Origin of the sequence: Paenibacillus spongiae, assembly GCF_024734895.1 — a bacterium.
In the GTDB taxonomy this organism is placed as follows: domain Bacteria; phylum Bacillota; class Bacilli; order Paenibacillales; family Paenibacillaceae; genus Paenibacillus_Z; species Paenibacillus_Z spongiae.
Genome location: NZ_CP091430.1, coordinates 305,477 through 324,375 on the forward strand (window position 1 = coordinate 305,477; position 18,899 = coordinate 324,375).

General features: G+C 54.2%; 19 protein-coding genes. 17 read left to right on the forward strand and 2 right to left on the reverse strand.

Annotated elements, in window-relative coordinates:
- The first annotated feature begins 134 nt into the window (after positions 1-134).
- The 17 genes from L1F29_RS01440 (at position 135) to L1F29_RS01520 (ending at position 17,574) form a co-directional block, all read left to right on the forward strand.
- Positions 135-1,334: an acyltransferase gene (locus L1F29_RS01440; RefSeq protein WP_258386636.1), complete on the forward strand. Its 1,200-nt coding sequence runs from the start codon at positions 135-137 to the stop codon at positions 1,332-1,334.
- 335 nt (positions 1,335-1,669) lie between these two features.
- Positions 1,670-2,902 (forward strand): ATP phosphoribosyltransferase regulatory subunit, encoded by a 1,233-nt coding sequence (locus L1F29_RS01445; RefSeq protein WP_258386637.1) that lies wholly within the window; start codon positions 1,670-1,672, stop codon positions 2,900-2,902.
- A gap of 71 nt (positions 2,903-2,973) precedes the next feature.
- Positions 2,974-3,645 carry an ATP phosphoribosyltransferase gene (gene hisG, locus L1F29_RS01450; RefSeq protein WP_258389572.1) on the forward strand — a complete coding sequence of 224 codons (672 nt, stop codon included), beginning with the start codon at positions 2,974-2,976 and terminating at the stop codon, positions 3,643-3,645.
- An 86-nt stretch (positions 3,646-3,731) separates the two neighbouring features.
- The gene (gene hisD / locus L1F29_RS01455) at positions 3,732-5,021 is read left to right on the forward strand and encodes a histidinol dehydrogenase (protein WP_258386638.1); all 1,290 of its coding nucleotides are present in this window, start codon (positions 3,732-3,734) and stop codon (positions 5,019-5,021) included.
- Between the two features lie 21 nt (positions 5,022-5,042).
- The gene (hisB, locus tag L1F29_RS01460) at positions 5,043-5,642 is read left to right on the forward strand and encodes an imidazoleglycerol-phosphate dehydratase HisB (RefSeq protein WP_258386639.1); all 600 of its coding nucleotides are present in this window, start codon (positions 5,043-5,045) and stop codon (positions 5,640-5,642) included.
- 1 nt (position 5,643) lies between these two features.
- A complete protein-coding gene (gene hisH, locus L1F29_RS01465; protein WP_258386640.1) occupies positions 5,644-6,264 on the forward strand; it encodes an imidazole glycerol phosphate synthase subunit HisH in 621 nt (206 codons plus the stop codon).
- A gap of 58 nt (positions 6,265-6,322) precedes the next feature.
- A complete protein-coding gene (gene hisF, locus L1F29_RS01470; protein ID WP_258386641.1) occupies positions 6,323-7,081 on the forward strand; it encodes an imidazole glycerol phosphate synthase subunit HisF in 759 nt (252 codons plus the stop codon).
- Entirely contained in the window at positions 7,078-7,776 is a 699-nt protein-coding gene (gene hisIE, locus L1F29_RS01475) for a bifunctional phosphoribosyl-AMP cyclohydrolase/phosphoribosyl-ATP diphosphatase HisIE (RefSeq protein WP_258386642.1), read from the forward strand. Before hisF ends, hisIE begins: the two co-directional genes overlap by 4 nt.
- 287 nt (positions 7,777-8,063) lie before the next feature.
- Complete coding sequence (locus L1F29_RS01480) at positions 8,064-9,014, forward strand: ribose-phosphate diphosphokinase (RefSeq protein WP_258386643.1); 951 nt, start codon at positions 8,064-8,066, stop codon at positions 9,012-9,014.
- A gap of 172 nt (positions 9,015-9,186) precedes the next feature.
- Positions 9,187-10,932, forward strand: a complete 1,746-nt coding sequence (locus L1F29_RS01485) for a tetratricopeptide repeat protein (RefSeq protein WP_258386644.1) — start codon at positions 9,187-9,189, stop codon at positions 10,930-10,932.
- 109 nt (positions 10,933-11,041) lie between these two features.
- On the forward strand, positions 11,042-11,989 hold the full coding sequence (trxB, locus tag L1F29_RS01490; protein WP_258386645.1) for a thioredoxin-disulfide reductase: 948 nt from the start codon (positions 11,042-11,044) through the stop codon (positions 11,987-11,989).
- 281 nt (positions 11,990-12,270) lie between these two features.
- On the forward strand, positions 12,271-13,221 hold the full coding sequence (locus L1F29_RS01495) for an ROK family glucokinase (protein WP_258386646.1): 951 nt from the start codon (positions 12,271-12,273) through the stop codon (positions 13,219-13,221).
- Positions 13,222-13,411: 190 nt separating this feature from the next.
- Positions 13,412-14,299 carry an RNase adapter RapZ gene (gene rapZ, locus L1F29_RS01500; protein ID WP_258386647.1) on the forward strand — a complete coding sequence of 296 codons (888 nt, stop codon included), beginning with the start codon at positions 13,412-13,414 and terminating at the stop codon, positions 14,297-14,299.
- An 8-nt stretch (positions 14,300-14,307) separates the two neighbouring features.
- Positions 14,308-15,294, forward strand: coding sequence for a gluconeogenesis morphogenetic factor MgfK (gene mgfK / locus L1F29_RS01505; protein WP_258389573.1), 987 nt, complete (start codon positions 14,308-14,310; stop codon positions 15,292-15,294).
- A gap of 6 nt (positions 15,295-15,300) precedes the next feature.
- Positions 15,301-16,230: a DNA-binding protein WhiA gene (whiA, locus tag L1F29_RS01510; protein WP_258386648.1), complete on the forward strand. Its 930-nt coding sequence runs from the start codon at positions 15,301-15,303 to the stop codon at positions 16,228-16,230.
- Positions 16,231-16,337: 107 nt separating this feature from the next.
- Positions 16,338-16,607, forward strand: a complete 270-nt coding sequence (locus L1F29_RS01515) for an HPr family phosphocarrier protein (protein ID WP_090583454.1) — start codon at positions 16,338-16,340, stop codon at positions 16,605-16,607.
- Between the two features lie 184 nt (positions 16,608-16,791).
- Entirely contained in the window at positions 16,792-17,574 is a 783-nt protein-coding gene (locus L1F29_RS01520) for an SIMPL domain-containing protein (protein WP_258386649.1), read from the forward strand.
- Positions 17,575-17,675: 101 nt separating this feature from the next.
- On the opposite strand, the gene L1F29_RS01525 is transcribed toward L1F29_RS01520, so the two are convergent.
- Entirely contained in the window at positions 17,676-17,981 is a 306-nt protein-coding gene (locus tag L1F29_RS01525; RefSeq protein ID WP_258386650.1) for a sporulation histidine kinase inhibitor Sda, read from the reverse strand.
- A gap of 234 nt (positions 17,982-18,215) precedes the next feature.
- The gene (gene clpP, locus L1F29_RS01530; RefSeq protein ID WP_258386651.1) at positions 18,216-18,797 is read right to left on the reverse strand and encodes an ATP-dependent Clp endopeptidase proteolytic subunit ClpP; all 582 of its coding nucleotides are present in this window, start codon (positions 18,795-18,797) and stop codon (positions 18,216-18,218) included.
- Positions 18,798-18,899: the final 102 nt, after the last annotated feature.

An 18,899-nucleotide genomic window follows, 5' to 3' on the forward strand; every position in this document is an offset into this window, starting at 1 on the left:
TGATAAATAAGGGATGAGTGGTATATATTAGTAGGGATTCCGGTAAGCGTAACCCCTGCGATGCCGTTATAGAAGTGAATACGGAAGAATAGGGTACCGCTGCCGCCTCAGACGATGATGGAAGGGGAACGGGTATGGCCCAACGAGAGACGGTTCGGGAATTAAACATCCTTCGCGCAATCGCGATACTTGGCGTATTGATGGTACATGCAACATCAGCATCTGTTGTTAATCTCGTGAATTACGATTCTTTCTTCGCCTACAACCTGTTGAATACGCTCGCGCTGTATTGCGTCCCGGCTTTTGTCTTTCTCACCGGCTTCACTCTCTTCTATAATTACTACGACCGTCCGATGTCCGGTGGCGACTGGTCCCGTTTCTTTAGGAAGCGGCTGGTCTACATCGTCATTCCTTATTTCGCCGTCTCACTCGTCTATTACAGCGGCGTGTATTTCGTTCTCACCAGGCATCCCCTTAATCTAGCCAATATAAGTGAATTTATAAGACTTTTCGGGGAAAGACTCGCGAATGGCAATGCATACACGCATCTATACTATTTGCTGGTCACCATTCAGTTCTATGTGATGTTCCCTCTGTTGTTAGCTCTATTCCGCCGGTGGAAGCGGCTTGTATATTGGGCTATTCCATTAGGCTTTGCCATCCAATGGGGCTTCTATGCGATGAACCGGTATGTGTGGCATATACCATCCAAAGGAACCGTCGCGTTTACCTACTTCGCACCTTTTCTGCTGGGGGTATTCGTAGGTATCCATTATGAGCAGGTGAAGAAATGGCTGCAGCCCGGCAAGTGGAAGCTGCGGGCCCGGACAGGTGCCTGGACGGCGCTGCTGTGGGCCGTATGGGCAGCTTCCGCAGCACTGTATGTCACCGTATGGTATGTAACCCGGACGAATAACAAGGCCCTTCACCACCTCTGGTACGAAGGCGGCTATAATTTATTCACGTTCACCTCCATTCTCGTGCTGCTCCAGATCGTATACACGCTGTACGCGAGAGCGCCTGAGAAATGGATCAAGGGTCTGGATGAATTAGGAACATTATCGTTCGGGGTTTACTTGGTACATCCGGGGTTTCTTCTGATCTACCGGAAGCTCTCCCCGGCAGTTCCGATGAATGGGATCTATCATGTATGGGTGGCGGGAGGCTTCGTCTTCTCGCTTGGAGCATCCATTGCCCTGCTGGTGGTTCTATATCGATACATCGGAGGGATTTCTTATGTGCTGGGCAAGCTGCCTGACCGGTATCACGGCCGAAAGGACGAAGAGGCGTCCCAAGCGGAGAGCTTAATGAAACTGAGAAGCAAGTTGAGATGAGCGAACCGGGGGCGATCCGCCTCCGGTCGCTTTCTTGTCAGGGGTCCTATCGGATCTCCGACCGGTGGGACAAGCCATGAATATACAGTCACAGAGGCAATGGGGCTCGATGCTAACCAAGCAGACGATTTCTTTCGCCCGGCGGCGGAGTCTCTCAGCCCGGTGGAGGTGCATGACGGCGTTCGCCATTCCTGTCTGGAACGGCGGAGCAGTCGGTTTCTTCCTCTTGACGAAGAAGTGCAGGCGTGGTACTATTACCACTAAATCCTTTATTTTGGCAGTATGGTAACATGGTAACACATTAACGCGATAAAGCGTCTGTAGGTGAACGAATGATGTCCAAACCGAAAGTGTTCGAGAAACCAATCGGAGTGAAAGATTACTTGCCGCATGCAGTCGTCAAGCTGCGGCAAATCGAGAATCAAGTGCTGGCATGCATGCGCTCGTGGGGCTATGAGCAGATTATGACCCCGACGATGGAATATTACGATACGGTGGGCGTAGCCAGTTCAACGTCCGACCGCAAGCTGTTCAAGCTGCTCAATAACCGCGGAACAACGCTTGTACTGCGATCCGATATGACGGCGCCGATCGCCCGCGTCGTTTCCTCGGTACTGAAGGATTCGCAGTTCCCGCTGCGCCTATCCTACCATTCGAACATCTTCCGCGCCATCGAGGAGGAGGCCGGTCATGAGGCGGAGTTCTTCCAGACGGGCGTTGAGCTGGTAGGCGATGCTTCCGCCGAGGCCGATGCGGAGGTCGTGGCGCTGGCGATCGCCTCGCTCAAGGCAGCGGGCGTCGACCGGTTCAAGATCGCCATCGGGCACGTGGGCTTCCTGAACGGCCTGTTCGAAGATACGCTGTCCGGCCGTGAAGATGCGCAGGAAGAGCTGAAGGCTTGCCTGCTTAGACGCGATTATGTCGGCTACCGGGAGCGGCTGCGTGAATTATCGCTGCCCGAGCCGGTACAGCGCGAGCTGGAGGACATTCTGCGGCTGCGCGGCAGCCAGGAAATATGCTTGCAGGCGCTGCAGCTGAGCTCGAACGCAACGGCCCAGGCGTCGATCCGCCATCTATGCGAGATGTGGGATGTCCTGAAGGCTTATGACGTCTGCGAGCACGTGCTCATCGACTTGACGATGATCGGGGACTTCTCCTATTACACGGGGATGACATTCGAGGGCTATGCGGCCGATCTCGGATTTCCGGTGGCGAGCGGGGGCCGGTACGACAATCTGCTGAAGCAGTTCGGACGCCCTGCCCCGGCGACAGGCTTTGCGCTTAAGACGACTCGTATTCTGGAGCTGATCGGCGATAGCGAGGACGATCTCAAGGAACGTGTGCTTATCGGCTACAACGATGCCGGTAGAGGGCAAGCGCTGGCTAAAGCGCAGCAGCTGCGGGAATCGGGGGCCGTCGTCATTACGGAGAAGATGGAGCTGTCGGCGGCTGACGAGGTTGCGGCTGACGCCGAACGATCGGAGAGCCGCGAGAAGGTTGTTTACAAAGGAGAGACGTTTGCTGCGTTCATTCGTTTCTTCGGCGAACAGGAAGGTGCTTCGGTATGAGTAAGAACGTAAGCGGAGGTATAAGCGCAGAAGCTCTCCAGAGCGCCGCAGGCGGCCTGGAGAGGATGGACATGGGCATTCTTGCCGCTGCCGTCGAGAACAGCGGGCGGGATCTGCTGAAGGTAGCGATGCCCAAGGGCCGCATCTACAAGCAGGCTTCGAAGCTGTTCCGTGAGGCGGGACTTCCGATTCCAAGCGACTTCGACGATACGCGGAAGCTGATCATCGAGCTGCCGGAGGCGGGCATGTCGTTCATTATGGCCAAGCCGGTGGACGTGCCTACCTATGTTGAATACGGTGTGGCGGACATCGGAATCGTCGGGAAAGACGTGCTGATGGAAGAGAATAAGGATGTCTACGAGCTGCTCGACCTTGGCATCGCGAAGTGCCGCATGTCGGTCATCGGCCTACCGGACTGGAAGCCGGCCATCCATCCCCGCGTGGCGACGAAGTATCCGAACGTCGCTTCGCAATATTTTCGCGAGCGGGGCCAGCAGGTCGAAGTCATCAAGCTGAACGGCTCGATCGAGCTGGCGCCCTTGATCGGTCTGGCCGACCGTATCGTCGATATGGTGGAGACCGGGCAGACGCTGAGAGAGAACGGCCTCGTCGAGATGGAATCGATCTTCGGCATAACGAGCAGGCTGATTGCGAACCGCGTCAGCTACCGGATGAAGAATGAAGCGATTCAGAGCTTATGCGACAAGCTGCAGCATGTCATCGGAGCGAAGCCGAACGCGTAATCCCGGCTGTCCGATGCGAAGCGCAGAGAGTTATATTATTACGCCGCACGATGAGGTGCGGCGGTTTTCGGAAGGAGGCGAAGCGCATGCGTATGCTGCGTGCGGAGCAATTTGGGTTGACGCGCGAGGTGGAGTACGGCACGCCGGAGCAGAATGAAACGGTCCGTAAGATCGTCGAAGCGGTCCGGAACGAGGGCGACGCGGCCGTGCTCGCCTATACGGAGGAGCATGACCGGGTGAAGCTGGACCCCGGTTCGCTGCGGGTAACGGAAGGCGAGATTCAGGCGGCGTACGGTCGCGTGGACGACGCATTCCTGACAGCCATCCGTGAGGCGGCTGCGAATATTCGGGCATTCCATGAGAAGCAGCTTCGTCAGTCATGGATGGATCTGCAGGCCGACGGAACGATGCTCGGGCAGATTCTCCGTCCGCTCAAGCGGGTCGGCGTGTACGTTCCGGGAGGGAAGGCTGCTTATCCCTCATCGGTATTGATGAATGTCATTCCGGCACAGGTAGCCGGCGTTCCGGAGATCGTCATGGTTACGCCGCCGGCAACGGGCGGCAAGGAGGGTATCGATCCCTATATTCTGGTAGCCGCTGCGGAAGCGGGTGTGAAGGAGATGTACCGCATAGGCGGAGCGCAGGCGGTAGCGGCGCTTGCTTACGGTACGGCAACGATTCCGCCGGTGGACAAAATATGCGGTCCCGGCAATATCTTCGTCGCGCTCGCGAAGCGAGCCGTATTCGGCGCTGTCGATATCGACAGCATCGCGGGGCCGAGCGAGATCGTCGTTCTGGCCGACGAGCAGGCCGATGCCGCTTATGTGGCGGCTGATCTGCTATCGCAAGCGGAGCATGACGAGATGGCGTCGGCTATTCTCGTAACGACCTCCCGGGAGTTTGGAGACCGGGTGGCCATTGAAGTCGAGAAGCAGCTTGCGGAGCTTCCGAGAGCGGACATAGCGCGCAAGTCTATCGACAGCAACGGTGCAGTATTGCTGGCGGAATCGCTCGACGAAGCGATCGCGGTCATCAACCGGATGGCGCCGGAGCATCTTGAAGTGATGATCGCCGACCCGATGTCGATTCTGGGCCGGATCGAGAACGCCGGCGCGATCTTCATCGGACCTTACAGCTCCGAGCCGGTCGGCGATTATTTTGCAGGCCCGAATCACATTCTTCCGACGAATGGAACGGCCCGTTTCTCTTCTCCCGTGAACGTGGACGACTTCGTGAAGAAATCGAGCCTGATCTATTACAGCAAAGAGGCGCTGCTGGCTAATGGCGATAAGATTATGACGCTTGCCCGCCATGAAGGTCTTGAAGCGCATGCACGAGCGATCGAAATCCGGCTGGAGCGAGAGGGCCGGGAATAAACGATGAAAGAAGGGCATTTCATGGCGGATCATGTCATCCGCGCGGCCGATGTGGCGCGCAAGACGAATGAAACAGACATCAAGCTGGCGTTTTCAGTGGACGGCAGCGGAACGTCGAATATCGAAACGGACGTCCCGTTTCTGAATCATATGCTGGATCTGTTTACGAAGCACGGTCAGTTCGATCTGACCGTCGAAGCCAGGGGCGATGTCGATATCGACGATCACCACACGGTAGAGGATATCGGAATCTGCCTCGGTCAGACCATTCGGGAAGCATTAGGCGACAAAAAGGGCATTAAGCGGTACGCATCGGTGTTCGTGCCGATGGACGAGGCGCTGGCCCAGGTCGTCATCGACCTTAGCAACCGCCCGCACTTCGAATATCGGGCACAGTATCCGTCGCAGCAAGTGGGCAGCTTCTCTACGGAGCTCGTACACGAGTTTCTCTGGAAGCTCGCGCTTGAGGCGCGCATGACGCTACACGTCATCGTGCATTACGGCGTCAATACGCATCATATGATCGAGGCGGTCTTCAAGGCGCTCGGACGGGCGCTTGATGAAGCAACCAGCATTGACCCTCGCGTACAAGGAGTGCCTTCGACGAAGGGAGTGCTGTAAGATGATCGCGATCATTGATTACGGCATGGGCAATCTTCACAGCGTCAGCAAGGCGGTCGAGCGGCTAGGCTATCAAGCGAAAATTACGGCGGACGCTCAAGAAATCCTGGAAGCGGACGGCGCGATTCTGCCGGGCGTCGGCGCTTTCGGCGATGCGATGCAAAATTTGCGGAATACGGGACTCGATGAAGTAACGAAGTTCTACGCTTCGTCCGGCAAGCCGCTGCTCGGCATCTGTCTGGGCATGCAGCTGTTGTTCGACGAAAGCGAGGAGCATGGCCGGCATGCCGGCCTCGGACTGCTTCCGGGGAATGTCATTCGCTTCCAAGGCGATTATAAAGTGCCGCATATGGGCTGGAACAAGCTGATCTTCCGTCAGCCGAGCCCTCTGTTTGAGGGGCTTGCGGAAGGCCATGTATACTTCGTACATTCCTTTCATGCCAAGCCGCAGCGCGAAAGCGACCTGCTCGCGACGACCGACTATCACCAGAACGTGACGGCAATCGTCGGCAGCGGCAATGTATACGGCATGCAGTTCCACCCTGAGAAGAGCAGCGATTTGGGGATGCAGCTGCTTGGCAATTTCTTGAATCTGGCCGTTTCACGCGAAGCGGTTCGCTAATCGTACCGGATAAGCAGGAAGCTTAGGTTCGCATTATCTGATAGGGGGAGGCAGCTGTATGCTGGCCAAACGAATTATTCCATGCCTTGATGTGAAGGATGGCCGTGTTGTTAAAGGCGTCAATTTTGTCAATTTACGCGATGCGGGCGATCCTGTCGAGCTTGCGGCGACATATGACAAGGAAGGCGCGGACGAGCTGGTATTTCTTGATATTTCGGCCTCGGTCGAAGGCCGCGCTACGATGGTGGAAGTGGTCAAACGGACAGCAGGTGAAATTACGATTCCGTTTACGGTCGGCGGGGGAATTTCCCATGTTGACGATATGAAGCGGCTGCTCCGTGCGGGTGCGGACAAAATCGGCATCAATACGGCGGCTGTGAAGAACCCTTCGCTGGTCAAGGACGGGGCGCGCAAATTCGGCTCGCAATGCATTGTTGTCGCGATCGACGCGAAGTTCAATCCGGAATGGGGAGAATGGGAAGTCTTTACGCATGGAGGCCGCAATGCTACGGGCATGAAGGCGCTGGCCTGGGCGCAGGAAGTGGAGCGCATGGGGGCGGGAGAGATTCTGCTTACCAGCATGGATGCGGACGGCACGAAGGATGGCTTCGACTTGAAGCTGACGCGTGCGGTATCGGATTCGCTAAGCATTCCGGTTATCGCCTCGGGCGGAGCGGGACGGCTGGAGCACTTCTACGACGTATTCGAGCAGGGACACGCGGATGCAGGTCTTGCCGCGACGATTTTTCACTATAAAGAGATGACGATACGCGACGTTAAAGACGATCTGCGGAAGAAAGGAGTCGAAGTACGATGAGTGCAAACCCTATAGAGGCTGTGGCCGAACAAATCAAATGGGATGAAGCCGGGCTGGTGCCGGCAATCGTGCAGGATCAAATCAGCAAAGAAGTGCTCATGATGGCTTATATGAACCGGGAGTCGCTTGCGAAATCGGTCGAAACCGGCGAAACCTGGTTCTGGAGCCGCTCGCGCAGCGAGCTGTGGCATAAAGGCGCAACAAGCGGCCATACGCAGCGCATCGTATCGATGCATTACGACTGTGATGGAGACACGCTGCTCGTCCTCGTGCAGCAGCAGGGGCCGGCATGCCACACGGGACGATACAGCTGCTTCTACAACGAGATCGGCGGTATTGCCGGGGCGGAGAGCATCCGGGCCGAAGCGCCTAAGCAGGAAGGAGCCGCCGACCGGTTCGCGATGCTGAGCCAGCTGGAGAGCGTCATTGCAAGGCGTTACGTGGAGCGTCCGGAAGGCGCATATACGACGTACTTGTTCGAGAAAGGCGTCGACAAGATTCTGAAGAAGGTCGGCGAAGAGTCGGCCGAGGTCATCATCGCGGCGAAAAACAAGGATAACGATGAGCTGCGGATGGAGACTAGCGATCTGATCTTCCACCTCATGGTGCTGCTCCGCGACCGCGGGTTATCTCTCGATGAGGTCATGGCAGAGCTAGGGCATCGTCATAACAAGACGAAACCGACCTCCAAATAAAGATTGGCCCGAGGGGCCCAGTAACCGAGCCGCATCATGCGAAGCTCGGTTATGTGCCGTACAGACATCCTCGTTACAAGGCTGACAGTCTGGGAGGCTGCCGTTCTTTGCTCGAGGCTCGTGCGCTGTTGTAAGAAGTCGGATTCCCACCTTTGGCAGGGTTTTTAGGGCAAAAATGGCGAATCGTGACTTTTTGAATTATTCCGGATTCCATGTATAATGAAAGTTGTCGAAACAAGCTGCTACGAATGTAAAAATTAAGTGGTCCAATCGCTCAGGAGGGTATCATGTTTAGCGACAAGCTGCGTATTTTCTCGGGTTCCTCGAATCCAAAACTTGCTGAACGGATCAGCGCCGAACTCGGCCTGCCGCTCGGCAAAATCAAATTGTCACGTTTCAAAAGCGGCGAGATCTATGTTCACTACGAGGAGTCGGTCCGTAACTGCGACGTATTCCTGGTGCAATCGTTCTCGCACCCAATCAACGATCATTTTGTCGAACTGCTTGTCATGATTGACGCGGCAAAGCGTGCTTCCGCACGGACGATCAACATTATCATGCCGTATTACGGATATGCGCGCCAGGAGCGGAAAGCCGCACCGCGTGAGCCGATCTCGGCAAAAATGCTTGCTGACGTACTGACGACCGTCGGTGCGAACCGTGTCATAACCATTGACCTGCATGCGCCGGCCATCCAAGGCTTCTTCAACATTCCGGTAGATCATCTGACCGCGCTAGATTTGATCAGCGATTATTTGAAACGCAAAGACATTCGGAACCCCGTCGTCGTATCCCCGGATGCTGGACGTGCTTCCACGGCGGAGAAGCTGGCGAACTATCTGGACTCGCCGTTCGCCATCATGATCAAGAAACGGCCGACTCACAACGAATCCATCATCACTCACGTTATTGGGGATGTTGACGGCTGTACGCCAATCATCATCGAGGATATGATCGATACCGGCACGACGATCGTCAACGTAGTCGAGGGCCTCAAGGAACGCGGCGCCGAGGACGTATACGTCTGCGCGACGCATCCGCTGTTCTCCGGCCCCGCGCTGCAGCGATTGGACCATCCGAATATTAAAGAAGTCGTCGTCACCGATTCGATTTCCCTGCCGGATAACCACTCCGAACGGTTCACCGTATTGTCCGTAGCGCCGATGCTGGCCGAGGCAACCCGCATTATCATCGAAGGCGGATCGATCAGCACCTTGTTCAAAAATGCAGGCATATAGCATCGTTATATCCTTCTCAATAAGGCCTCATAATTGTCATTGAATCATCAGTCATCGGAATCCGATGCAACCGGTTAACCCGCGTCTTGCCAACATATTCTTTCGTGTATGGATAGGCCGCGCTATGGTATAATCGTAGAACTTAGATGTACCGGGGAGGTGCCTTGCGAAAATGAAAGAGAAGAAACGTGCGGCTGCGAGCAAGAAAACGAAAGTTATACCGATTCAATGGGACGCAACGTTCTTTTTCGAGCGAGCCGTCCGCTCGCTGGATCGATATCATTATGACAAGGCACTGAAATATTTCCGGCGCGCTGTGGAATACGAGCCGGACAATCCGGTAAACCATTGCAACATGGCCGGGATCCTGTCGGAGATGGGCGATTACGAGGAATCGAACCGCATTCTCCGCATGATTATCGACGAGCTTGATCCGGCAATGACGGAGTGCCACTTCTATATGGCGAACAACTTTGCCAATATGGAGATGTACGAACCGGCCGAGGATGCGCTTGTCCGTTACTTGGAAGAGGATGCCGAAGGACAGTTCCTGGATGAAGCGGAAGAGATGATGGAGCTGCTTCACTTCGAACTGGAGCGTCCGACCAAGCTTGCCTTCATTAAGGCGCGCGAAGGGTTCTATGAGCATGACCAGGCACGCGCGATGCTGGAAGAGGGCAAGTTCGTCGAAGCGGTGCGCCTGCTTGAGAGCATCGTGGAGAAGAATACCGAATTTCTCGCCGCGCGCAATAATTTGGCGCTGGCGTACTATTACATGGGCATGTTCGAGAAGGCGATGCATACCATCGGCGAAGTGCTTGAGATCGAGCCGGGCAATCTTCATGCGCTGTGCAATCTGGCCATCTTTCATCAGCATGCCGGCAACGAGGAAGAGCTGCGTCCGCTTATTTCGCAATTGTGCAAGACGGTGCCCTTTCACCAGGAGCATGTGTTCAAGCTGGCTACAACGATGGGCATACTAGGCGAGCACGGCGAAGCGTACCGGCATTTCGTGCGTCTGATGAAGGAAGGCTCGCTTCGCAGCGATCCTTGCCTATACCACTATACCGCCGTTGCCGCATGCAATACGGGAAGACTGGCTGAAGCCGAGCGGCTGTGGATGCAGGTCGCCAAGATGGATCCGCAATCGAACGTGCCAGGCTACTATCTGGAGCAGCTGGGACGCGTACGGGAAGGCGGAGAGCCCGCGCCGACAAGCTACCATTATCATTTGCCCTTCGAAGAGCAGTTCAAGCTGTGGGAGAAGTCGAGCGATACGCTGCCAGACCATCTGAAGCGCGATCCGCTGGTTCGTTCCTCCTTCTTCTGGGCACTGCGCCACGGCGACCGCAATACCAAGCTGCAGGTGATCCAAGCGCTCGGAATGATTGCCGATAACGAAGTGAAGGATGCGCTCCGCGACTTTATTGTAGAGCCGCAGGAGGATGACTACCTGAAGCGGATTGCGATCTTCGTGCTCCGCACCATTGGCGTGCATGAATCGCTTAAGGCCGTGCTCGAAGGGGAAGAAACCGTCATTGAGCATAGCCGTATGCCATCTCGGCTTCCGATATGGGAAGATAAGTGGCAGGCCGTTCTCGAAGCTGCGCTCATCCGTATGAACAAGCATTATGACTTGGTTCAGCAGCATGATCTCCTCACGTTGTGGATCGAGTTTTTATCACGGGTCTATCCGGAAGTGCCGAAATTGGGTAAGGTAGAAGGATGGGCTGCTGCCCTGGAATATTTAACCGCGAAGATGCACCGCCGGGCAATCTCTTATCATGAGGTGTCCGAGCGTTACGGAACATCGATCGCCACCGTGAGCAAATGCGCGAAACGAATTGATGAAGTTTGCGGCATTAAGGAAAAGATGAAGATGATCTTCCCTTCGCTAACGGAGCAGATTCGGGACTAATCTTAGACGAAGAGCTCTAACGCAGGTCTGCATGGTTCATTCGGCTGGAGCCGAAACTAAGGGTAGGCATACTGTGGAGCAAGGTGTCGAATGTGAAGGAGGCAACTATATGTACAAATCCATTATTATCGGGACCGGCCCTGCCGGTTTGACTGCAGCCATCTATCTGGCGCGCGCCAACATGAATCCATTGGTCATTGAAGGACCGGAGCCGGGCGGACAGCTGACGACGACGACGGAGGTCGAGAATTTCCCGGGCTTCCCCGAGGGCATCATGGGACCGGATCTCATGGCGAATATGCGTAAGCAGGCCGAGCGCTTCGGTGCGGAATTCCGCACCGGCTGGGTGAACGCGGTCGATATGTCCAAGCGCCCTTTCACGCTTCAGGTTGAAGGACAAGGCGAGCTTCAGGCGGAATCCCTCATTATCTCGACGGGCGCTTCGGCGAAGTACCTTGGCATCCCGAACGAGCGTGAGAATGTAGGCCGCGGCGTCAGCACATGTGCGACCTGCGACGGGTTCTTCTTCCGCGGCAAGAAAATTATCGTAGTCGGCGGCGGCGACTCCGCGATGGAGGAGGCGAACTTCCTGACGCGCTTCGCATCCGAGGTTGTGCTCGTTCATCGCCGCGAAGAAATGCGCGCCTCCAAGATCATGCAGGACCGCGCACGCGAGAACAGCAAGATCAGTTGGGCGCTTAACCGTACGCCAGTTGAAGTAATAGCCGGCGATATGGGCGTCACGGGTATGAAGGTCCGTAATAATGAGACGGGTGAAGAGGAAGTCATCGAGACGAACGGCATCTTCGTTGCGATCGGTCATACGCCGAACACCAAGTTCCTCAGCGGACAGCTGGAAACGGATGAGACCGGCTATCTGGTTGTGAAGCCGGGAACCTGCGAGACGAATGTGCCGGGCGTATTCGCCTGCGGCGACGTTCAAGACCATAAATACCGTCAAGCCATTACGGCAGCAGGCAGCGGCTGCATGGCGGCGCTCGACTGCGAGAAGTTTCTTGAGGGCCAGCCCGCTCATGACTGGAGCCAATCGCTGTAGCACCAGGATTGCAACTTGGCTATACAACAGAACGAGCGCTTCCTTGCACAGGGGGCGCTCTTCATGTATTCAGGGAAGAAGAGGGAACTATAGAGCGAATATAGCTTAGCGGCTGCTTGATAAAGCGTTCGCCTTGGAACCGTCAGCGGTACGATAGGACGGATTTATTTCCATTAAAAGAAGCGAAGCTCAAGCCTCATGCATTACCTTGACCTAATGAAGACGTTCAATTATAGTTGGAACTGAAGCAACACTACCATTATTGTAGAGGTGGACTTGGCATGTCTGAAAAAATTGTAGTCGGCGTCGATATCGGCGGTACCACGATTAAAGTCGGTATTTGCGATACGAACGGCGAACTGCTCCATACCTATGAAGGACCAACCGAAACGGAGAAAGGTTCGGATGCGGTATGTGATAATATCGCCGCCTACGCCCGGCTCATCGTTGAAGAATCGCCGTACAGCTGGGATCAGGTAGAAGGCGTTGGAATCGGCATTGCTGGTTTTATTGATATTCCGAACGGTATCATCAAGTTTTCGCCAAACCTGCATTTCCGTGACGTGCATCTTAAAACATTCTTGGAGGATAAACTCCAAAAGAAAGTGCTTATTAACAATGACGCAAACGTGGCGGCACTTGGCGAGGCTTGGGCTGGCGCGGGTCGCGATATCATGCAGTGCGTCTGCTTCACGCTGGGAACCGGCGTTGGTGGAGGCATAATCATCAATGGCCGCATTGTCGAAGGCTATGCCGGCGTGGCGGGCGAGCTCGGCCATATGTCGATCGTACCGGATCTGGAGGCGATTCAGTGCGGTTGCGGCAAGATGGGCTGCCTGGAGACCGTTTCTTCGGCGACCGGCATTATCCGGATGGCCAAGGACGCCGTAGAGCGCGGCGACCGCACCTCGCTGTCTTTCGTAGAGAATATCACGGCCAAGGATGTCATTGACGCGGCTAAAGCCGGCGACGAGGTGGCTTCGCGTATCGTGACGCGTGCGGCTTATTACTTGGGCAAGGCATTGTCGACCGTAGCGGTTGTGCTTAATCCGCAGCGCTTCATCATTGGGGGCGGCGTCTCGCATGCCGGCGAGTTTCTGTTTGAGCAGATTCGTGAAGTCTTCATCAAATCAACGCCTGAAATTATCGCCGAAGGCGTGGAAATCGTTCCGGCCATTCTCGGCAACAATGCCGGCGTTGTAGGCGCTGCCGGACTTATTATTCGTTCATAACGGGCCGTTGCTCTTTTTCAATTCATCCTATAGCGGGTAAATAAGGTTTTGCAGGCACGTAGAGTAGTTGGATGTTACGCAGCGTTAGTGCGCGCCGCCTCACGTAATGGAAGCGGCGCCGCCTGCGATGCAGCCGTCTCTTTCTGCGAACGGTTGGTTTTTCAAGCTGCGTTTTGTGGAGGTGTAGACGATGGATACGGGAACAGCGATGGCGAAGCTGGTTATTATTACGGGTATGTCCGGAGCGGGCAAGACGATCGCCGTGCAGAGTCTGGAGGACTTCGGCTTCTTTTGCGTCGACAATTTGCCGCCGGTGCTCATTCCGAAGTTTGCCGAGCTCATCGAGCAATCTAACGGAAAGATCGGCAAGGTAGCGCTTGTCATCGATCTGCGGGGACGCGAGTTTTTTACGGCATTGTCGGAGTCGCTCAGCTACATGAAGGATCACTACACCATTGGATACGAGATTTTGTTCCTGGATGCGACGGACAGCGTTCTCGTACAACGGTATAAGGAAAGCCGCCGGAGGCATCCGCTGGCGCCGGAAGGGCAGCTGCTGGAGGGCATTCAGCTGGAGCGCCGCATGCTGGAGGATCTGAAGGGCTGGGCCACGCAGGTTATCGATACAAGTAATTTGAAACCTGCGCAGCTGAAAGAACGTATCATGTCAAGATTCACAAATACAGATCTGAGTACGATCTCGATCAACATCACGTCATTCGGGTTCAAATACGGCATCCCCATAGACGCGGACTTAATTTATGATGTCCGGTTTTTGCCGAATCCGCATTATGTGGAGCATCTGCGCCCGAATACCGGTCAAGATCCGGAAGTTTACGACTATGTGATGAAGTGGCCCGAGACCCAGACCTTTCTGACCAAGCTGCTCGACATGCTTCAATTCCTGATTCCCCTTTACCGTAAGGAAGGGAAGAGTCAGGTTGTCGTCGGCATTGGATGTACGGGCGGCAAGCATCGCTCGGTAGCGATTGCCGAGTATTTGGGCCGCATGCTGGGAAGCAGCGATACGGAGCATATCCGTGTCAGTCATCGTGATGCTGATCGCGATCGGCACTGAGGTGGATGATGGAGAACAAGGTTAGGAAAGAGCGTCGACCCCGTATTGTCGTCATTGGCGGCGGTACGGGTCTATCTGTTATGCTGCGCGGCTTGAAGGAGAAACCGCTCGACATAACGGCAATCGTAACGGTAGCCGATGACGGCGGCAGCTCCGGAATATTGCGAAACGAGCTTCAGATGCCGCCGCCGGGCGATATTCGGAATGTGCTCATCGCGCTTGCCGATGTAGAGCCGCTGCTGTCGGAGATGCTGCAGTACCGATTCAACAATGGCACCGGTCTGGCTGGCCACAGCCTGGGCAATCTTATGCTTGCCGCGATGACCGACATCGCAGGCGATTTCGTGACCGGCATACGCGAGCTGAGCCGGGTATTGGCCGTGCGCGGACGTGTACTGCCTGCTGCCGGGCAGTCGATCGTGCTGCATGCGGAGATGGCCGACGGGACATTCGTAACCGGAGAATCGCTCATACCGAAGGCCGGTCAGGCGATTAAACGGGTATTCATCGAGCCGGAGCAGGTGGAGCCGCTGCAGGAGGCGGTGGAGGCGATTCGGGAGGCGGACGCGATCCTCATCGGTCCGGGGAGCTTGTATACGAGCATCATGCCTAATTTGCTGGTGCCGAAGCTAGCGGAAAGTATTGTTGAGTCAGATGCGGTTAAACTGTTTATATGCAACGTCATGACGCAGCCCGGCGAAACCGACAACTATACCGTGGGCGACCATCTGCAGGCCGTGTATGAGCATATCGGGCATCACTTGTTCGACTATGTGATCGTCAATGACGGTGAGATCCCGCCGCAGGTGCAGGAGAAATATGCGGAGAAGGGCGCTAAGGCGGTCCATCTCGACCTGGACGAGGTCACGCGCCGGGGGTATAAGGTTATAGCCGACAGGCTTGTATTGTTCCGGACGTACTTGAGGCATGATGCAGCAAGATTGAGCCATCATATTTATCAGCTTGTGGAAGACTGGATGAATCGAAAGGGGTGAGAACGGATGTCTTTTGCGGCGCAGACCAAAAAAGAACTAACGCTTATTGAAGCCGACTCCTGCTGCGAAAAGGCGGAACTATCCGCTCTCATTCGAATGAACGGCTCAGTCCAGCTGACGAACCGTAAAGTCATTCTTGATATTTCAACGGAGAATGCGGCGATTGCCAGACGGATCTATTCGCTTATCAAGAAGATGTTTACGGTCCATATCGAACTGCTTGTCCGAAAAAAAATGCGTTTAAAGAAAAACAATGTCTATATTGTGCGTATTCCGGTTAAAGTACAAGAGATATTAAGTGAGCTTCGGATCGTTTCGGAAGGCTTTATGTTTAATCAAGGCATCGATAAAAATATGCTTCGTAAGAGCTGCTGCAAAAAGTCGTATCTGCGCGGAGCTTTCTTGGCCGGAGGATCGGTGAATAACCCGGAAGGGTCATCGTATCATCTGGAAATTGCCTGCATGTATGAAGAGCATTGCAAAGCGCTCGTTGATCTTGCCAACAAATTCGATTTGAACGCGCGCTGCATTGAACGCAAGAAAGGGTTCATCTTCTACATGAAAGAGGGCGAGAAAATAATCGAGCTCTTGAGCATCATAGGAGCCCACCAGGCATTATTTAAATTTGAAGATGTCCGCATCATGCGCGACATGCGCAATTCCGTTAACCGGATTGTCAATTGTGAGACGGCAAATTTGAATAAGACGATTGGCGCCGCCGTTCGGCAAATCGATAACATAAAACTGCTTCAAAAAGAAGTCGGGCTTGAAAGCCTGCCGGAAAAGCTTCGTGAGGTAGCCGAAATCCGGCTGCTGCATCCGGATATGAATCTCAAAGAAGTCGGCGAAATGCTTAAAGGGAAAGTGAGCAAGTCAGGTGTGAACCATCGACTTCGCAAAATTGACGAGATTGCGGAAAAATTAAGGAACGGGTAGCATTAGGCTAGTGCTGTTATGGGAAAAGTGGTATAATAGTGACTAAAATGACGATAGCACTCGTGAACAATCTAACGAATGAATTTATTATAGGGGGTAAGGTTTCCATGACTAGGCATCCGGTTGTCGTTCGACTGAAAACAGGTCTCCATGCAAGACCGGCCGCACTTTTCGTACAGGAAGCGAATAAGTTTTCTTCCGAGGTATTCGTCGAGAAGGACGACAAAAAAGTGAACGCAAAATCGATTATGGGCATTATGAGCCTTGCCATTAGCTCAGGTACCGAGGTGACCATAAGTGCGGAAGGTTCGGACGCAGATCAAGCTGTAACCGCTTTAGTCAATTTGGTCAGCAAGGAAGAATTGGAAAACCAATAAACCTTGGCGAAAAAGCTCCCTTCGAGGGGGCTTTTTTAATTTTAACAATGATTTCTCCGCCGCCGGAGGACGGCGATCGTCTTTTCTTACCGATGACTGCATATTTCATGGCTAATGGAAGAGTTTTGCAACAATACTAGGAAAATGCACGTCTAGGGAGTAAACGATGAAGGAGATGATGAAGATGAGAGACGAAGAAAAGCGTTATCGGCGCCGCTCCATGCTGCTATTCGTGCCGGTGCTGGCTGCGGCCATCGGGATTGGAATGGTCATCGGAACGGGAGGCCCTAAACCGGAGGTTCAGGCGGCCGCAGCGGACGGAGGAGTGGAGAGAGGCTTGATAACCGTATCGGGCAATGGCGAGCTGCAGGTAGCTCCCGATGTAGCGTATATTAATGTCGGCATTGAAACGCGGGCAGCAATGGCTAAGGAAGCGCAGGCGAAGAATGCCAGTCAGTTCGCGGCTATGGAGAAGGTGCTGTACGATACCTACAAGCTGGCTAAAAAAGATGTGAAGACGATCAGCTTCTATGTTCAACCGGAATATAAATACAATGAAAAGGACGGGACGAGTAAAGTGACGGGCTATGTGGCGACCCATACCGTCCAGATTACGTCGCGCAACCTTGAAGGCATCGGTCAGCTGCTGGACAGCTTGTCGGCAGCGGGAGCGAATCGGATCGAAGGGGTGACCTTCAACACGGAGAAGCAGGAGCAGTATGAGCTGCAGGCGCTCGAGAAGGCGATGGCCAATGCGAAAGCGAAGGCGGAGACGCTGGCGAGGGCGGCCGGCCGTTCCATTAAGGGAGTCGCTGCGATCTCCCAAGGGAATGTGAGCAGCAATCCGATCTTCCAGCGGAATGTGGCCTTCGCAAGTGATGAATCGGCTGCAAATGCCAAGACGTCGATTCAAACCGGCGAAATTACTGTTACGACGAGCGTAAGCGTGGCTTATGAGATGCAATGAACAAGCAGCAAAGCATAAAAGGCAGGAGCCCTTAGGGCTCCTGCCTTTTATGCTTGTTTCCCACAGTGGGTGAGTAAGCAAGCTGCATCAAGCAGTTGTCGTTAGTTTCTTTCGTGTACTTCCAAGCCGCGTTGTTGGATTGCTTGTTCAATTAACGAGATAAATTCATTAGATAAACGCATGGCCTTCGCTTCGTGGTAGACCTCCACCAGATGGGTGTCGCTCAGAGGCCGCAGCAGCAGCGATTTGTCCTGCATCGGCAGGAACAAATTCAACGCTTGCGTATCTGCCGGCGTCTCGGATTCGTAGGGACGGTCATATTCAGACGAGTAGTGTGCGAAGACGGGCTCGGTATTAGTAGAACGAATGAAATTACGCACATTGGCAATTGGATTCGATAGTTTCATGAGGGTGCAACTCCGTTAAATAAGATTTCTTGAAACAGCCTAGACGTAGGCGGAAATGGAATCATTTAGTACATGATAGCATGAATAATTGAAGGAGTCGTTATGAGTTCAGCCGGGTGAATTTTTATTGACATATCACGCGAAGTGTGTTATAGAGAGGGGCTTACTTGGAGAGGCTGATGAAAGAGAAAGAGCGTCAACCGTATTACAACGGTTGACGCTCTGGTGGATGTCTTACAGTTTGTCGATGACCTTGTCGACCAGCCCGTAAGTTGCGGCTTCGGCAGCGCTCATGAAATAGTCGCGATCCGTATCCCGCTCGATCTTCTCAAGCGGCTGTCCGGTACGCTCGGACAAGATCCTGTTCAATGTATCGCGTGTCTTCAGAATATGCTTGGCACGGATTTCGATATCGCTGGCTTGGCCTTGCGCGCCGCCAAGCGGCTGATGGATCATCACTTCGCTGTTCGGAAGGGCGTAACGCTTGCCTTGCGCGCCTGCTGCAAGCAGGAATGCGCCCATGGAAGCGGCCATACCGACGCAAATCGTGGAGACGTCCGGTTTAATGAACTGCATCGTATCGAAGATGGCGAGACCTGCGGAGACTGAACCTCCCGGGCTGTTGATGTAGAGGGAAATATCCTTCTCCGGATCGTCGGCGGCAAGAAAAAGCATCTGTGCGATAATGGAGTTCGCCACCACATCGTTCACGGGCGTGCCCAAAAAGATAATACGGTCTTTCAGAAGCCGGGAATAGATGTCGTAGGCGCGCTCGCCGCGGTTGTTTTGCTCAATGACCATAGGTACGAAATTCATGTCTAAGTAGTCCCTCCTTAGTATGGTTTGTTAATTATGGAAGCTTGGCTTCCTAAGTTAGGTAATGTGCTTCAGTATAACCATCATAACGGAAAGCGAAAC

Coding starts and splice junctions, on each gene's coding strand:
- L1F29_RS01440 (WP_258386636.1), top strand. CDS start 135: ATGGCCCAACGAGAGACGGTTCGGGAATTAAACATCCTTCGCGCAATC.
- L1F29_RS01445 (WP_258386637.1), top strand. CDS start 1,670: ATGTCCAAACCGAAAGTGTTCGAGAAACCAATCGGAGTGAAAGATTAC.
- hisG (WP_258389572.1), top strand. CDS start 2,974: ATGGGCATTCTTGCCGCTGCCGTCGAGAACAGCGGGCGGGATCTGCTG.
- hisD (WP_258386638.1), top strand. CDS start 3,732: ATGCGTATGCTGCGTGCGGAGCAATTTGGGTTGACGCGCGAGGTGGAG.
- hisB (WP_258386639.1), top strand. CDS start 5,043: ATGGCGGATCATGTCATCCGCGCGGCCGATGTGGCGCGCAAGACGAAT.
- hisH (WP_258386640.1), top strand. CDS start 5,644: ATGATCGCGATCATTGATTACGGCATGGGCAATCTTCACAGCGTCAGC.
- hisF (WP_258386641.1), top strand. CDS start 6,323: ATGCTGGCCAAACGAATTATTCCATGCCTTGATGTGAAGGATGGCCGT.
- hisIE (WP_258386642.1), top strand. CDS start 7,078: ATGAGTGCAAACCCTATAGAGGCTGTGGCCGAACAAATCAAATGGGAT.
- L1F29_RS01480 (WP_258386643.1), top strand. CDS start 8,064: ATGTTTAGCGACAAGCTGCGTATTTTCTCGGGTTCCTCGAATCCAAAA.
- L1F29_RS01485 (WP_258386644.1), top strand. CDS start 9,187: ATGAAAGAGAAGAAACGTGCGGCTGCGAGCAAGAAAACGAAAGTTATA.
- trxB (WP_258386645.1), top strand. CDS start 11,042: ATGTACAAATCCATTATTATCGGGACCGGCCCTGCCGGTTTGACTGCA.
- L1F29_RS01495 (WP_258386646.1), top strand. CDS start 12,271: ATGTCTGAAAAAATTGTAGTCGGCGTCGATATCGGCGGTACCACGATT.
- rapZ (WP_258386647.1), top strand. CDS start 13,412: ATGGATACGGGAACAGCGATGGCGAAGCTGGTTATTATTACGGGTATG.
- mgfK (WP_258389573.1), top strand. CDS start 14,308: ATGGAGAACAAGGTTAGGAAAGAGCGTCGACCCCGTATTGTCGTCATT.
- whiA (WP_258386648.1), top strand. CDS start 15,301: ATGTCTTTTGCGGCGCAGACCAAAAAAGAACTAACGCTTATTGAAGCC.
- L1F29_RS01515 (WP_090583454.1), top strand. CDS start 16,338: ATGACTAGGCATCCGGTTGTCGTTCGACTGAAAACAGGTCTCCATGCA.
- L1F29_RS01520 (WP_258386649.1), top strand. CDS start 16,792: ATGAGAGACGAAGAAAAGCGTTATCGGCGCCGCTCCATGCTGCTATTC.
- L1F29_RS01525 (WP_258386650.1), bottom strand. CDS start 17,981: ATGAAACTATCGAATCCAATTGCCAATGTGCGTAATTTCATTCGTTCT.
- clpP (WP_258386651.1), bottom strand. CDS start 18,797: ATGAATTTCGTACCTATGGTCATTGAGCAAAACAACCGCGGCGAGCGC.